General features: G+C 70.7%; 14 protein-coding genes. 12 read left to right on the top strand and 2 right to left on the bottom strand.

Features of this window, described 5'->3' with window-relative positions; all coding sequences use genetic code 11:
* Positions 1 to 95: 95 nt before the first annotated feature.
* Positions 96 to 1214 carry a LysM peptidoglycan-binding domain-containing protein gene (locus tag BGO91_RS08375; RefSeq protein WP_290472315.1) on the bottom strand — a complete coding sequence of 373 codons (1119 nt, stop codon included), beginning with the start codon at positions 1212 to 1214 and terminating at the stop codon, positions 96 to 98.
* 150 nt (positions 1215 to 1364) lie between these two features.
* Here BGO91_RS08375 and BGO91_RS08370 point away from each other — a divergent pair, with 150 nt between their 5' ends.
* Positions 1365 to 1706, top strand: a complete 342-nt coding sequence (locus tag BGO91_RS08370; RefSeq protein WP_290472314.1) for an Rv2175c family DNA-binding protein — start codon at positions 1365 to 1367, stop codon at positions 1704 to 1706.
* Between the two features lie 6 nt (positions 1707 to 1712).
* On the opposite strand, the gene BGO91_RS08365 is transcribed toward BGO91_RS08370, so the two are convergent.
* Positions 1713 to 2831, bottom strand: a complete 1119-nt coding sequence (locus BGO91_RS08365; protein WP_290472313.1) for a polyprenyl synthetase family protein — start codon at positions 2829 to 2831, stop codon at positions 1713 to 1715.
* A 77-nt stretch (positions 2832 to 2908) separates the two neighbouring features.
* Here BGO91_RS08365 and BGO91_RS08360 point away from each other — a divergent pair, with 77 nt between their 5' ends.
* From BGO91_RS08360 to BGO91_RS08310, 11 genes are all read left to right on the top strand, one after another.
* On the top strand, positions 2909 to 3295 hold the full coding sequence (locus BGO91_RS08360; protein WP_021763084.1) for a DUF3040 domain-containing protein: 387 nt from the start codon (positions 2909 to 2911) through the stop codon (positions 3293 to 3295).
* Between the two features lie 262 nt (positions 3296 to 3557).
* Entirely contained in the window at positions 3558 to 3989 is a 432-nt protein-coding gene (gene mraZ, locus BGO91_RS08355) for a division/cell wall cluster transcriptional repressor MraZ (protein ID WP_021763085.1), read from the top strand.
* A gap of 101 nt (positions 3990 to 4090) precedes the next feature.
* Entirely contained in the window at positions 4091 to 5056 is a 966-nt protein-coding gene (gene rsmH, locus BGO91_RS08350) for a 16S rRNA (cytosine(1402)-N(4))-methyltransferase RsmH (protein ID WP_290472312.1), read from the top strand.
* Positions 5053 to 5691, top strand: coding sequence for a hypothetical protein (locus tag BGO91_RS08345; RefSeq protein WP_290472311.1), 639 nt, complete (start codon positions 5053 to 5055; stop codon positions 5689 to 5691). The genes rsmH and BGO91_RS08345 overlap by 4 nt, the downstream gene beginning before the upstream one ends.
* A 19-nt stretch (positions 5692 to 5710) precedes the next feature.
* Entirely contained in the window at positions 5711 to 7459 is a 1749-nt protein-coding gene (locus BGO91_RS08340; RefSeq protein ID WP_290472310.1) for a penicillin-binding protein 2, read from the top strand.
* A gap of 11 nt (positions 7460 to 7470) precedes the next feature.
* The gene (locus BGO91_RS08335) at positions 7471 to 9015 is read left to right on the top strand and encodes a UDP-N-acetylmuramoyl-L-alanyl-D-glutamate--2,6-diaminopimelate ligase (protein WP_290472309.1); all 1545 of its coding nucleotides are present in this window, start codon (positions 7471 to 7473) and stop codon (positions 9013 to 9015) included.
* Positions 9015 to 10442 (top strand): UDP-N-acetylmuramoyl-tripeptide--D-alanyl-D-alanine ligase, encoded by a 1428-nt coding sequence (gene murF / locus BGO91_RS08330; protein ID WP_290472443.1) that lies wholly within the window; start codon positions 9015 to 9017, stop codon positions 10440 to 10442. The genes BGO91_RS08335 and murF overlap by 1 nt, the downstream gene beginning before the upstream one ends.
* Positions 10439 to 11551, top strand: coding sequence for a phospho-N-acetylmuramoyl-pentapeptide-transferase (gene mraY / locus BGO91_RS08325; protein ID WP_290472308.1), 1113 nt, complete (start codon positions 10439 to 10441; stop codon positions 11549 to 11551). The genes murF and mraY overlap by 4 nt, the downstream gene beginning before the upstream one ends.
* The gene (gene murD / locus BGO91_RS08320) at positions 11548 to 13092 is read left to right on the top strand and encodes a UDP-N-acetylmuramoyl-L-alanine--D-glutamate ligase (protein WP_290472307.1); all 1545 of its coding nucleotides are present in this window, start codon (positions 11548 to 11550) and stop codon (positions 13090 to 13092) included. The genes mraY and murD overlap by 4 nt, the downstream gene beginning before the upstream one ends.
* The gene (ftsW, locus tag BGO91_RS08315) at positions 13058 to 14332 is read left to right on the top strand and encodes a putative lipid II flippase FtsW (protein WP_290472306.1); all 1275 of its coding nucleotides are present in this window, start codon (positions 13058 to 13060) and stop codon (positions 14330 to 14332) included. Before murD ends, ftsW begins: the two co-directional genes overlap by 35 nt.
* A complete protein-coding gene (locus BGO91_RS08310) occupies positions 14329 to 15405 on the top strand; it encodes a UDP-N-acetylglucosamine--N-acetylmuramyl-(pentapeptide) pyrophosphoryl-undecaprenol N-acetylglucosamine transferase (protein WP_290472305.1) in 1077 nt (358 codons plus the stop codon). Before ftsW ends, BGO91_RS08310 begins: the two co-directional genes overlap by 4 nt.
* Positions 15406 to 15448 lie beyond the last annotated feature (43 nt).

The following is a 15448-nucleotide window of genomic DNA, read 5'->3' as shown; positions in this document are numbered from 1 at the left end:
GTCGAGTCTAGGGAACGACGGGTGCGTGAACCCTGCAAAACACCGGTGACGGCGCGGGCTGTGATCCGGCTGTGACCTTCTGCGGCCCACGCGGGTCAGCCGAGCTGCACGAGCCACGCGCGCGCCGAGGTCTCCCACTTGGCGTAGGCGTCGGGGAACGCGGAGATCTGCACGGCCTGCGCGGCCTGGGTGACGCTCATCGAGGTCCAGCCCGGGATGTCCAGGAGGCCGCGCGTGCGCCCCGGGTTGGGGTTGCCCGCACCGCCGTAGAACGCCCGGATGGCGCGCTCGGGGTCGAGGACCTGGGCGGCGGTGCCCCAGCCGGTGCTGGGCCGCTGCTGGAACAGGCCGAGCGAGTCGCGGTCGCCGTAGCGGACGTTGCGGAGGCCCGACTCCTGCGCGGCGGCGGCCAGCGCGACGACGATGCCCTGATCGCTCACCCCCTCCTGGCGGCCGATCCGCACGATGAGAGCGGCGTTGCCGCGCATCTCGTCGGTGAGCGCGACGACCTGGCCGGCGCTCGCGCTCGGGAGCGGAGCGGGAGCCGCGACCGGAGCCGGAGCCGGCGCCGGAGCGGCCACCGGGGTCACGGACGCCGCGGTCGTCATGCCCGGGATGGTGATCTGCTGCCCGGGGAAGATCAGGCTGGAGCTGCTGAGGCCGTTCACGCTGAGCACCGACGCGGTCGAGACGCCGAACCGGCTCGCGATGCGGCTGATGGTGTCGCCGGAGACGACGGAGTACTTGGTGACCGCCGGGGCGGACGGGGCCGCGGGCGCCGGTGCGGGGGCGGCCGCTCCGCCGAGCGCGAGCACCTGCCCGGGGAAGATGAGGCTCTTCCAGCTGAGCCCGTTGAGGGCGAGGATGCTCGCCGTCGAGACACCGAAGCGGGAGGCGATCCCGCTGACCGTGTCGCCGGAGGCCACGGTGTAGCTGGTCGGGGCGCCCGCGACGGAGGTCAGCGCCGTCGACGTCGTCGTGCTGGCGGACGGATCGACGGCGATCCGGGTCGACCCGGTCGTCGGCGTCTTCTCGCGCGGCTGTTCCGCCGTCTGCGGCTGCACGGCCTGCGCGGGGGTCACCAGATTGAGCGCCACCGCGATCGAGCCGGCGACGGCGATCGGGACGGTGCCGAGCACGGACCGCGTCCAGTGCCGGCCGCGCTCCTGCACGGTCGTCGGCTCCGCGGCGGCTTCGTCGTCTCGCACGGACATGGGACCCCCCTTTCGAGTGACACGCCGGACCCCACGCTGACACAGAATGTAGAGGGAGTCAACCAAAGTGACGGGTGTGACAGCAGTTTACCTGATCGTAACAATCGGTCCCGCACACGGGCCCGCTCCGGACGTGGCACCCTTGATGACGTGAATGAGCGCGTGCAGGCCACCGAGTGGCTCACCATCCCCGACCTCGTCGACCAGCTGGGCATCGGCGTCAGCCGCGTTCGCCGGCTGATCGAGGACCGCCACCTCGCCGCGAAGCGGATCGGCGGCGTCATCAAGGTCCCGGCGCTGTTCCTGCGGGACGGCGAGCCGTTGCCGGAGCTGCGGGGGACGCTGGTCGTCCTCTCCGATGCGGGCTTCGACGACGACGAGGCCGTCGACTGGATGATCGAGGAGGAGGAGTCGCTGGGCACCTCGCCGATCGAGGCGCTGCGCAGCGGCCGCAAGGCCGAGGTGCGCCGGGTGGCCCAGGCTCTCGCCTGAGCCCGTTCAGGCCGCGCGGCGGGTGACCGTCACGGCGAGGTCGCGCAGGTTCGCCTTCGCCTGATCGCCGATGGGCGCGGCCTCGAGCGCGTCGATCGCGCGCCGCACGTTGTCCGCGATCATCTTCTCGACCGTGTCGACCGCGCCAGACTCGCGGATGGTCGACTGGAGCATCGCGATCTGCTGCGGCGTGAGCTCCGGGTCGCCGAGGAGCTCGTCGAGCGTGGCGCGCGCACCGGAGGGGAGGGCCTCCCGGGTGAGGGCGATCAGCACGGTCCGCTTGCCCTCGCGCAGATCGTCCCCGCTCGGCTTCCCCGTCACGTCGGCGTCGCCGAAGACGCCGAGCAGATCGTCGCGCAGCTGGTACGCGATCCCGAGGGGGAGGCCGAAGCCGCGCAACGCGTCGAGCTGGCCGACGGTGGCGCCCGCGAGACTGGCCCCGATGAGCAGTGGCGACTCGATGCTGTACTTGGCCGACTTGTAGACGATGACGCGCTCCGCCCGGGCGAGTTGGTCGGAGTCCGGCCGCCCGGCCCAGCCGATCTCCTCGAAGATGTCGAGGTACTGGCCGGCGGTGACGTCGATCCGCATCCGGTTGAACTCGGCGCGGGCCGCTCGGCGCGCCGATGGGCTGACCGCCTGCGTGAGGCCCTCGTCGAACAGCTCGTCGCTCAGGATCAGGAGGAGGTCGCCGAGCAGGGTGGCGGCGCCGTGGCCGAACGTCTCGCCCGAGCCCTTCCAGCCCTCCTGGTCGTGGAGGCTCTGGAAGCGGCGATGCGCGGACGGTGCGCCGCGGCGCGTGTCGGAGTTGTCGATCAGGTCGTCGTGGACCAGGGCCGCGGCGTGGAACAGCTCCAGCGCGCTCGCGACCGAGACCACGGCGTCGAGCGGACCGCCGGTGGTGACGGGCGACTCGGCGGCTTCGTCACCGGCCGTGCGCACGGCCTGCCAGCCCCAGAAGCAGAAAAGGGCGCGGAACCGTTTGCCGCCGCTGAGAAAATCCCTTGAGAAACCCGCGATCGGGGAGAGCTCGTCCGCGATGGAGACGAGAATAGATGCACGGACATCGAAGAATCCATCGATTCTGGACTGGATAAGGTCGACGAATCGGATGCTTTCAGACACATGCCTAGCCTAGTCAGAGACGCACGGCTACAATCAGCCACACAAGGCTTGAACCCACGAGAAAGAGGGGGAAACGGATGCCGCTTTCGGAGCACGAGCAGCGCCTCCTCGAAGAGATGGAGCGCAGCCTCTATCAGAACGACGCGGATTTCGTGGCGAAGGTCGGCGGCAAGCGGGTGCGACCCGCGTACCGCTCGATCGTCCTGGGCATCCTGATCGCCGTCGTCGGCGTCGGTGTGCTGATCACCGGAGTCTTCGTCCAGCAGCCGCTCGTCGGCATCCTGGGCTTCGTCGTCATGTTCGGCGGAGTGCTCCTGGCCATCGCCCCCGGCAAGCGCGTCGCGGTCGACCCCGACGCCCCCACCACGCCGAGCAAGGCCAAGGCGGGTCGCGGCGGCAGCCAGGCCGGCTTCATGGACAAGCTCAACGACCGCTGGGACAAGCGGCAGGACGGTCAGGGCTGACCCTCCCTCCACTTCGCCCCACCCCGCTCCCTTCGTAGGCAGCACCAGGCCGATCCTTTGGATCGGCCTTTTTTCATGCCCATTTTCCTCCCCGGGCGCGTAGGATTGCTCCACTTTGCTCCACCGCGAAAATCCTTGATTTTCCGCGGCTCGAACACCCCCTTTCGGGCCAATATTCCCGATGTGCGTGATTTTGTGGATGGAAGTGGAGTAAAGTGGAGGCGCACCACAACCTTGGGCCGGAAGAGTGGGGAGGCGTCCGATGTTCCTCGGTACTCACGCCCCCAAACTGGACGAGAAGGGGCGCATCATCCTGCCGGCCAAGTTCCGCGATGAGCTCGCGTCCGGTCTCGTCCTGACCCGCGGTCAGGAGCACTGCGTGTACGTCTTCAGCCAGCGCGAGTTCGAGGCGCTGCACGAGAAGATCCGCCAGGCGCCGGTGACGAGCAAGCAGGCCCGCGACTACCTGCGCGTCTTCCTCTCCGGGGCGAGCGCGGAGGTGCCGGACAAGCAGAACCGGGTGACCATCCCGCAGACGCTGCGTTCGTACGCCGGGCTCGACCGCGACCTGGTCGTGATCGGTGCGGGCAGCCGCGCCGAGATCTGGGACGCCCAGGCCTGGGAGACCTACCTGGCCGAACAGGAATCCACATTCGCAGAGACCGACGAGGAGGTGATCCCAGGGCTGTTCTAGCGCCTGACGCCGGACTCCCAGCCATACGCCCTGACGCACTTCCCCGGTGTCAGGTCGGAATGGATGGGGATCCGGAATCAGGGGCACGGGCCCTCTTCACGATGAGCGAACCGACGAATCACGACGAGATCCACACCCCGGTCCTCCTGGAGCGGTGCATCGAGCTGCTCGGGCCCGCGCTGGAGCGCCCCGGGGCGATCTTCGTCGACGCCACCCTCGGCATGGGCGGCCACTCGGCGGGCGTGCTGGAGCGGTTCCCGGAGGCGATCCTGGTCGGGCTCGACCGCGACCCCGAGGCGCTCGCCATCGCGGGGGAGCGGCTCGCACGGTTCGGCGACCGCGTTCACCTCGTCCACACCGTGTACGACGGCATCCGCGAGGCCCTCGACGGGCTCGGGTTCGACGCGGCCGACGGCATCCTCTTCGACCTCGGCGTCTCCTCCCTGCAGCTCGACCGGGTCGAGCGCGGTTTCTCGTACTCCAAGGACGCCCCGCTCGACATGCGGATGGACGGCACGAGCGACCTGACCGCCGAGGTCATCCTGCGCGACTACTCGGAGGCCGACCTGCGCCGCATCTTCCGCGAGTACGGCGAGGAGAAGCTGGCCGCGCGGTACGCCCAGAAGATCGTGGCGGCGCGCGAGCAGGAGCCGCTGGTCCGCTCCGGGCAGCTGGTCGACGTGATCACGAAGGCCACGCCCGTCGCGGTGCAGCGCCAGGGCCACCCCGCCAAGCGCGTCTTCCAGGCGCTGCGGATCGAGGTCAACCAGGAGCTGTCCGTGCTGCAGCACGCGATCCCCGCGGCGATCGACTCGCTGCGCGTCGGCGGCCGCATCGTCGTCGAGGCGTACCAGTCCCTGGAGGACCGCATCGTGAAGCGCGAGCTGCAGGCGCGCTCCGTCTCCAGCGCGCCTCCGGGGCTCCCGGTGGAGCTGCCGGAGCACCGCCCCGAGCTGAAGCTGCTGATCCGCGGCGCCGAGCTCGCGAACGACGACGAGAAGGCCGCGAACCCGCGAGCCACCCCGGTCCGCCTGCGGGCGGCCGAACGCGTGAGGAGGGCCTCGTGAGCACGAGTCTTGCTGAATCGACCGCACGACGCCGTCCCGCCGCGGGCTGGACCGGGGGCGTCCTCCCGGCCCCGGCCGAGCAGGAGCGGCGCGGCCACCTCGAGGTCGTCCCCTCGCGCTCCCAGCGCCGCGCCCGCCCGCGCGCTCTCTACGCCGTGGTGGCGGTGGGCTCGCTGCTGGTCATCGTCGTGGCCCAGCTGCTGCTGAGCATCGCGATCTCGCAGGGCGCGTACACGCTGAACACCCTCCAGACCCAGCAGACGAGCCTGCAGCGTTCGCTGCAAGCGGCCTCGGAGGACCTCACCCGCGTGTCGTCGCCGCAGAACCTCGCGGCGAACGCCAACTCCCTCGGCATGGTCAGCAACAGCAACCCCGCCTACCTGCGCCTCTCGGACGGCGCCGTGCTCGGCGCGCCCATCGCCGCGACCGGTGCAGCGGGCACGGTCACCGGCGGCCAGGGCAACCTCGTGCCGAACTCGCTCCTGGCGGGCGTCGGACTGGCCAACACGCAGCAGCCGGCCACGCCGCCCGCGACCCAAGCTGGGAATTCCGCAAGCACGGGTGCCGCTACCCCGCCCACCACCGCGCCGACCGTACCGTTGCAGGGAGCGTTGCCCACGCCGGTGACGCACTGACGACGGGACGGACGCACGCATGACCAGCAAGAAGATGTTGCGGCGGCGGACCGCGGTGACCGTGGCGGCCGTCGCCGTCACCGTCGGCATCCTCGGTGCGAAGCTCGTCGACATCCAGGTGGTCCGCGCGGACGCGCTGCAGGCGCAGTCGGTCGACGCGAAGGAGCGGACGACCACGCTCTACGGCAACCGCGGCGACGTCGTCGACGACGACGGGACCGTCCTGGCCACCACCATCTACAAGTACACGGCCGCGGCCTCCCCTTCGGACGCGGTCGCCGGCGCCGACGGGCACGCGAAGATGCTGGCGGCGGCCGCGAAGATCGGCGCGATCACCGGTCAGGGCGCCGACGCCGTGGCGAAACTCTTCGACGACGCGCTCGCCCAGAACCCGAAGTCGAAATACGTGCTCATCAAATCCGGGATGGACGTGGGCACCTTCGACAAGCTGAACGCGCTGCCCTACCCGTGGCTCACCTTCTCGAAGGTCCAGACCCGCAGCTACCCGAACGGCGCGGTCGCCGGCAACCTGCTCGGCTACATGTCGGACTCCGGCAACGGCGGCCTGGAGGAGAGCGAGAACACCTGCCTCGCCGGGCGCAACGGCTCGGAGACGTACCAGCAGGGCGCCGACGGCGTGGCCATCCCGGGCAGCACCGTCGTGCAGAAGCAGGCGAAGGACGGCGGCACGGTCAAGCTGACCTTGGACAGCGACCTCGAATGGTTCGCCACGCAGACGCTGGCCCAGCAGGTCCAAGCGACCGGATCGCAGTTCGGCTTCGTGACGGTCGTGGAGGCCAAGACGGGCAAGGTCAAGGCCGTGGCCCAGTGGCCCTCCGCCGACCCCAACAACCTCGACGGGACCGACCCCAAGTACTGGAACCTGCGGCCGCTCACCGACCCGTACGAGCCCGGCTCGACGTTCAAGGCCCTGACGGCGGCCATGCTGATCGACCAGGGCAAGGCGAGCCCGACCTCGCAGGTCCTCGCCCCCTACGAGTGGAAGTCCGGCAACGGCGCAGACCTCCACGACTCCAGCTACCACGACCCGCTGCGGCTGACGCTCACCGGCGTGCTGATGATGTCGTCGAACACCGGCATGTCGCAGCTCGGCCGCGCGCTCAGCGATCAGACGCGCTACGACTACCTGAAGAAGTTCGGGATCGGCGACAGCACCGGCCTGCCGTACCCGGGGGAGTCCGACGGCATCCTGCACCCGGTCGACAGCTGGGACGACCAGACGAAGTACGCTACGATGTTCGGCCAGGGCGTCTCGGCGACCCAGCTGCAGATGGTGGACGCATACCAGGCGCTCGCGAACGGCGGCGCGCGCATCCCGCTCTCGCTGGTCGAGAGCTGCACCGACGCCGACGGCAAGGTCACCCAGGTCCCGTCGGCCAAGGCGACCCAGGTCGTCTCGCCGGAGGCCGCCAGCACCACGCTCGGGATGATGGAGTCGGTCGTCACCAAGGGCGAGCTCGCGAAGCAGCTCCAGATTCCCGGCTACCGCGTCGCCGCCAAGACCGGAACGGCCCAGCAGCCGGACGGCAAGGGAGGGTACCTGCCCTCGTACTACGTCTCGGTGATGGGCGTGGCCCCGGTCGACGACCCCCAGTACGTCGTTTCGGTCAACCTCGGATACCCGACTACCATTACTTCGTCGGCAGCCGCCGCTCCGCTGTTCCACACGATCATGAGCCAGGTGCTGAAGACCTACCGGGTGAAGCCGTCGACGACCAGCCCGGCCGACTACCCTCCGTACTACTGAAAGTGAGCCCCGTGACAGGACCGGCGCCCTCCTCCCTGCGCCCCGAGCATCCCGTCGCCCGTCCGCTCGCCCAGCTGGTCGCGGAGTTCGGGCTGGACTGCCGAGGCGACCTCGACGCCGTCGAGGTGACCGGTGCGGCTCTCGCGAGCTCCGCCGTCGAGCCCGGCGATCTCTACGTCGGCGTGCCCGGCAAGAACGCGCACGGCGCGAGCTACGCGGCTGCGGCCGCGGAGGCCGGCGCGGTCGCGGTGCTCACCGACGAGGCGGGCGCCGACCTCGCCGCGGCCTCGGGACTCCCCGTCATCGTCACGCAGGACCCGCGCGCCGCCCTCGGCGCCGTCGCGGCCTGGATCTACCGCACGGACGAGAACCAGGCGACCCTGTTCGGCGTCACCGGGACCAACGGCAAGACCAGCGTGGTCTACCTGCTCTACGCGATCCTCGGGCAGCTCGGCGTCGTCGCCGGGCTCAGCTCGACCGCCGAGCGCCGCATCGGCGAGCAGGCGATCACCAGCAAGCTGACCACTCCGGAGGCCAGCGAGCTCCACGCGCTCCTCGCCCGGATGCGCGAGGAGGGCGTCCGCGCCGTCGCGCTCGAGGTCTCGGCGCAGGCCCTCAGCCGCCACCGCGTCGACGGCATCGAGTTCGACGTGGTCGGGTTCACCAACCTCAGCCACGACCACCTCGACGACTACACGGCGATGGACGACTACTTCGAGGCGAAGCTGGAGCTGTTCCAGCCGGACCGCGCCCGCCGCGGGGTCGTCACGGTGGACTCCGACTGGGGCCGCTCGCTCGTCCAGCAGTCGCGCATCCCCGTCACGACCCTGTCCAGCTCGCCCGGAACCGAGGCCGACTGGACCCTGACGATCCTCGACGAGACCCTCTCCGACACTGCGTTCGCGATCGAAGGACCGGACGGCCGCCGCCTGGAGTCCTCGGTGCCGCTGATCGGCGCCTACAACGCCGCCAACGCCGCGCTCGCGATCGTGATGCTGGTGGAGTCCGGCTACGACCTGGACGCGATCGGCGCGGCCCTCGACCGCGACGGCGGGATCGACGCCTACGTGCCCGGACGCACCGAGCGGCTCTCCGGCGACCGCGGTCCGGTCGTCTTCATCGACTACGGACACACGCCCGACGCGTTCCTCTCGACCCTGACGGCGCTCCGCCGGGTCACCTCGGGCCGCGTGGTGATGGTCTTCGGCGCCGACGGCGACCGGGACACCACCAAGCGCGCCGACATGGGCGCGATCGCCGCCCGCGGCGCCGACGCCGTGGTCATCACCGACTTCCACCCGCGCTGGGAGGACCCGGCCGCGATCCGCGAGGCGCTCCTCGCCGGCGCCCGTGCCGCCGTCCCGGACGGCGAGCTCTACGAGGTGCCGGACCCGCGCGCCGCCTTCCGCAAGGCGCTCTCGCTGGCGGGCGACGGCGACGTCGTGCTGTACGCCGGCCCCGGCCACGAGGACTACCAGGAGGTCGCCGGCCAGCGACTGCCGTACTCCGCCCGCGACGACGCCCGGCTCGCCCTCCGAGAGGCCGGGTGGCTCTGATGATCGCCCTCACCCTCGCCGAGGTCGCCGCGGCGACCCGCGGCACCCTCCTGCTCGACGGCGCGCTGGTCGACGGCGCGCCCGCGACTCCCGAGACCGTCGTCAGCGGGCTCTCGACCACCGACTCGCGGGAGGTCGTGCCCGGCACGCTCTTCTTCGCCAAGCCCGGTGAGTTCACCGACGGGCACCTCTTCGCGCCGCAGGCGGCCGAGGCGGGCGCCGCGCTCCTGGTGGTCGACCACGCGCTCGACCTCCCGGTGCCGCAGCTGCTCGTCGAGGACACCGTCGTCGCCCTCGGCGACCTCGCGACCGAGGTCATCGCCCGCGTGCGCGCCCTCGGCCGGCTGAAGATCGTCGGCGTCACCGGCTCCAACGGCAAGACGACCACCAAGAACCTCCTGCGCGAGATCCTGGAGCAGGTCGGCCCGACCATCGCCCCCCGCGCCTCCTTCAACAACGAGGTCGGTGCCCCGGTGACGATGCTCGAGGTCACCGAGGAGACGCGCTACCTCGTCGCCGAGATGGGCGCGAGCGGCGTGGGCGAGATCGCCCGCCTCGTGCGCATGGCCCGTCCGGACATCGGGATCGTGCTCAAGGTCGGCCTCGCCCACGCGGGCGAGTTCGGCGGGATCGAGAAGACGCTCGCGGCGAAGACCGAGATGGTCAGCGACCTGCTCGAATCCGACGTCGCCGTCCTGAACCTGGACGACCCGCGCGTCGCCTCCATGGCGGACAAGACCGCCGCCCGGGTGCTGTGGTTCGGCCTCGACGGCCGCGCCGACGTGCGCGCGACCCACATCGTCTCCAGCGCGCGCGGTACGTCGTTCACCCTCCACCTGCCGGACGGCACCTCGAGCGAGGTCCGCTTCCGGGTGCTGGGCGAGCACCACGTGATGAACGCCCTCGCGGCCGCGGCCGCGGCGCACACGCTCGGCGTCGGCATCGACGCGATCGTCTCCGCCCTCCAGACCGTGCAGCGCGCGGAGCGGTGGCGGATGGAGGTCCTGGGCGGCGCCCGTGGCGTGACGGTCATCAACGACGCGTACAACGCGAGCCCGGACTCCATGTCCGCCGCGCTCAAGACGCTCGCGCAGATCGCGGAGCCGGGCTCCCGGACCGTCGCCGTGCTGGGCGAGATGAGCGAGCTCGGCGAGTTCTCGGGGGAGGAGCACGACCGCATCGGCCTGCTCGCCGTCCGTCTCGGCATCGGCCAGCTCGTCGTCGTCGGTCCCTCGGCCCGGCGGATGCACATCACCGCCATCAACGAGGGATCGTGGGACGGCGAGTCCCTCTACTTCGACACCCAGGACGCCGCGTACGAGCACCTGACGGGAGACCTCCGCGAGGGGGACACCGTGCTCGTGAAGTCCTCCAATTCCGCGGGACTGCGCTTCCTCGGCGACCGACTGGGAGAATTCTTCTCGTGAGAGCCCTGCTGACCTCCGGTGCACTGTCGATGGCGTTCTCGCTGTTCCTGACGCCGCTGTTCATCCGCCTGTTCCGCCGCCTGCAGTGGGGGCAGTTCATCCGCGACGACGGGCCGCAGAGCCACCACGCCAAGCGGGGCACCGCCACGATGGGCGGCATCATCGTCATCCTGGGCACGCTCTTCGGCTACTTCACCGCCCTGCTCCTCACCGGCGACGAGACGAGCGTCTCGGCACTGCTGGTGCTGTTCCTCATGGTGGGGCTCGGCATCGTCGGCTTCGTCGACGACTTCCTGAAGACCCGGCGCGAGCGCAGTCTCGGCCTGACGGGGTGGGCGAAGGTCGCCGGCCAGGTGATCGTCGCGACCGTCTGGGCGTTCCTGGCGATCTCGTTCCCGAACGGCAACGGCGACACCCCGGCCTCGATGAACGTGTCGTTCATCCGCGACCTGCCGATCGACTTCGGCCACCTCACCCAGTTCGGGGCGATCGGGCTCGTGGTGGGCTACGGCCTCTACCTGATCTGGATCAACTTCATCGTGGCCGCGACGTCGAACGGCGTGAACGTCACCGACGGGCTCGACGGCCTGGCCTCGGGTGCGTCGATCCTCGCCATCGGCGCCTACATCATCATCGGCTTCTGGCAGTCCATCCAGTCGTGCGCGAACTCCAACCTGAACCCGGAGAACGTGGCCAAGTGCTACGAGGTGCGCGATCCGTTCGACCTCGCGATCGTGGCGACGGCGATCGTCGGCGCCGTGGTCGGCTTCCTCTGGTGGAACACGTCGCCCGCGCAGATCTTCCTCGGCGACACCGGTTCGCTCGCGCTCGGCGGCGCGGTGGCGGCCCTCGCCATCCTCAGCCACACCGAGCTCCTGCTCGTGCTCATCGGCGGCCTCTTCGTGATCGAGGCGGGCTCGGTGATCGTCCAGCGGGCGTACTTCAAGCTCACCCACGGCAGGCGCATCTTCCTGATGAGCCCCATCCATCATCATTTCGAGCTCAAAGGCTGGGCGGAGGTGACGGTCGTCGTGCGGTTCTGGATCATCGGCGGTCTGCTCGTCGCCGCCGGCGTCGGCTCGTTCTACCTCGAATGGCTCGCCACGTGAGTGCGGGGGAGCGGCTCTCGACCCTGACCAGCTGGCACGCCGACTGGCGCGGCCTGCGGGTCGCCGTCTACGGCCTCGGCGTCACCGGTTTCTCCGTGGCGGACACCCTCGCCGAGCTCGGCGCGGAGGTCCTCGTCGTCACGGCGTCGGCCGACTCCGAGCGGGCGATGCTGCTCGAGGTCATCGGCGCCGAGCTGCTCGAGGAGTCCGACCTCTCGTCGGCGCCGGCGCGTCTGGTCGAGTTCGATCCGGAGCTCGTGGTCGTCTCGCCCGGATTCCACTGGGACCACCCGCTGCTGGTGTGGGCCGAGGAGCGGGAGACCCCGGTCTGGGGCGACATCGAGCTCGCGTGGCGGCTCCGCGACAAGGTGGCGGCGCCGGGCAGCGGGAACACCCCCGCCGACTGGATCTGCGTCACCGGGACCAACGGCAAGACCACCACGGTGCAGCTGACCGCGACCATGCTCCTCGCCGGCGGCAGCCGGGTGGCCCCGTGCGGCAACATCGGCGTGCCGGTGCTCGACGCGATCCGCGACCCCGAGGGCTTCGACGTGCTCGTCGTAGAGCTCTCGAGCTACCAGCTGCACTGGATCAACCGCAACGCGGGCGGCGAGCTCTATCCCTACTCGTCGGCCTGCCTCAACATCGCGGACGACCACCTCGACTGGCACGGCTCGCTGGAGGCGTACATCGCCGCGAAGGCGAAGGTCTACGACAACACGCAGGTCGCGTGCGTCTACAACCGCGCCGACGCCAACACCATCCTGATGGTGGAGGAGGCGGAGGTCGTCGACGGCGCCCGGGCCATCGGCTTCGGGCTCGACGTGCCCGGCCCGAGCGATTTCGGCGTGGTCGACGGCATCCTGTGCGACCGCGCGTTCCTCGAGGACCGCATGACGACCGCCCTGGAGCTGACCACGCTGGACGAGCTGCGGGAAGCGGGACTGTCGGCGCCGCACGTCGTCGCCAACATCCTGGCCGCCAGTGCGCTCGCGCGCTCGTACGGGGTCGAGCCGCAGACCATCCGCGACGTGCTGACCGCGTTCCGACTGGACGCGCACCGCATCGAGCTGGTGCGGGTCGAGGCAGGCGTGAGCTGGGTCGACGACTCCAAAGCCACCAACCCGCACGCCGCGGACGCGTCGCTGCGCGCGTACTCGTCGGTCGTCTGGGTGGTCGGCGGCCTGCTGAAGGGCGTCGACATCGACGAGCTCGTCCGCAGCCACGCCTCCCGCCTGCGCGGGGCCGTGCTGATCGGCGTCGACCGTGAGCCGCTCCGGGAGGCATTCCGGCGACACGCGCCGACGGTTCCGGTGGTCGAGGTCGAGGCCGACGAAACTGAAGGGGTCATGCCGACGGCTGTCCGCTCGGCCGGCGGTCTCGCCCGCGAGGGCGACACCGTTCTGCTGGCGCCGGCCGCGGCGTCCATGGACCAGTTCGCCGACTATGCGGAACGGGGACGCCTCTTCCAGGCGGCCGTCAACGAGTACTTGGGAGGTGAGGCGGATGACTTCTCCGCCTCGCGTCCCGACGAGGACTGAGCGCCCCACTCCCGCCTCCCGCGGCGCCGCCTCGTCCGAGACCTCGTCACGCCTGGCCGGCCTGACCGCGCGGATCTCGCTCGGCAAGAACGTGACCGCGGAGTCGGCCAACTACTTCATGCTGCTCGGCGTCACGCTGTTCATGGTGATGTTCGGCCTGGTGATGGTGCTGTCGTCCTCCTCGGTGGAGTCGCACAGCGACAGCGACAACTTCTTCTCGCGGTTCTGGTCGCAGGGGGCGTTCGCGCTCATCGGCCTGCCGCTGATGTTCCTGGTGTCCCGGTTGCCCGCGCGGTTCTGGAAGAAGTCGATCTGGTTCCTGCTCGCCGCCGCGTGCTTCCTCCAGGTGCTCGTGCTCCTGACCCCGCTCGGCGTCGAGATCGGCGGCAACCGCAACTGGCTGCGGATCGGATCGTTCACCGGCCAGCCGTCGGAGGCGATCAAGGTCGCCCTCGTCGTCTGGCTCGGCGTGGTGCTCGCGCGCAAGCGGGACGTCCTCGACCAGTGGAAGCACGTCGCGGTACCGGTCGTGCCGATCGCCGGCGGCGCGATCGCGCTCGTCCTGCTCGGCGGCGACCTGGGCACGACGGTCATCATGGCCGCACTCGTCCTGGGCGCCCTGTTCTACGCCGGCGTGCGGATGCGCTACCTCGTCATCGGGACGGTCGGGATGGCCGCGATCGCGGTCGCCGTCGCCCTGTCCAGCGCCAGCCGCGTCGGACGCATCGCCGCGTTCTTCGGCGGGAGCAGCGCCGCCAACCCGGACGTCGACTGGCAGATCAAGAACGGCTTCTACGCGCTCGCGTCCGGCGGCGTGTTCGGCGTCGGGCTCGGCAACTCCCACTCGAAGTGGTCCTGGCTGCCCGCTGCCGACACCGACTTCATCTTCGCGATCATCGGCGAGGAGCTCGGGCTGATCGGCGCGATCGTGGTCCTGCTGCTCTTCGTGCTGCTCGCGATCGTGTTCCTCCGCATCATCCACGCGTCCACCGACCCGTTCGCCCGCGTCACGACGGCCGCGATCATGGTCTGGCTGATCGGCCAGGCGTTCGTGAACATCGCCGTCGTCCTCGGCGTCATACCCGTGCTCGGCGTACCGCTCCCACTGATCTCTGCGGGAGGGACTGCCATGATCAGTTCCATGATCGCCATCGGAATCGTCCTCTCGTTCGCGCGCGAGTCGAGCAAGGAATCGCACGCGAACCCGTCCGCCTCCCGATCGGCCGGTCCGCGCGCATGACGCGGTACCTGCTGGCCGGCGGAGGGACCGCCGGCCACGTGAACCCGTTGCTGGCCGTCGCCGACCGCCTGCGCCGCGACGACCCCGCGGCCGAGATCGTCGTGCTCGGCACGAAGGAGGGGCTGGAGGCACGACTGGTGCCCGCGCGCGGGTACGAGCTCGTCACCATCCCGAAGCTGCCCTTCCCGCGGCGCCCCAACGCCGCCGCGCTGCGGTTCCCCGGCGCGTACCGGCGCGCGATCCGCACCGTCGTCGAGCTGATCCGCGAGCGGGGGATCGACGTCGTCGTGGGCTTCGGAGGCTATGCCGCCGCGCCGGCCTACTCGGCCGCCCGCAAGGCAGGCGTGCCGCTCGTGATCCACGAGGCCAACGCCCGCCCCGGCCTCGGCAACCGCCTCGGAGCGCGCTACACCCCGTGGGTGGGCGTGGCATTCGAGGGTACCCGGCTGCCCCACGCGACCTTCGTCGGCATGCCGCTCCGGGTCGAGATCGAGGAGCTGGACCGCGCGGCGTCGCGCTCCGAAGCCCTCGCCGAGTTCGGCCTCGCCGACGACCGGCCCACGCTGCTCGTCACCGGCGGCTCGCTCGGCGCCCGCCGGCTGAACGGCACGATCTCGGCACGCGCCCGCGAGCTGACCGCGGCGGGCTGGCAGGTGCTCCACATCCAGGGCGGCCGCGGCGAGCTGACGGACCCGGGTGTCGAGCACTACCGCCTGCTGGACTACTGCGACCGCATGGACCTCGCGTTCGCGCTCACCGACTTCGCCGTGGCCCGCGCCGGTGCGGCGACGGTGTGCGAGTTCGCCGCGCTGGGCATCCCCGCCGTCTACGTGCCCTTCCCGATCGGGAACGGCGAGCAGCGCTACAACGCCGCCGGCGTCGTGGGCGCGGGCGGCGGGATCCTCGTGGACGACGCAGCGTTCCTCCCCGAGTGGGTCGACGCCGAGCTCCTGCCCCTCCTGAACGACCGCGAACGCGTGGCCGGCATGTCCGCCAGGGCCGCCGCGGCGGGGGTCCGCGACGGGTCCGACCGCATGGCGGCACTCGTCCGGCGCTCCCTCGGCCGCGCCTAGCCCCGTGAGAAGATGGAGGAAGCCGTGATGGAGTTACTCCTCG

This window comes from Leifsonia sp. 71-9 (assembly GCF_001898805.1).
Taxonomy (GTDB): Bacteria; Actinomycetota; Actinomycetes; order Actinomycetales; family Microbacteriaceae; genus Leifsonia.
The sequence above is the reverse complement of the archived record's forward strand: the minus strand, read 5'-3'. Positions and strand labels throughout refer to the sequence as shown.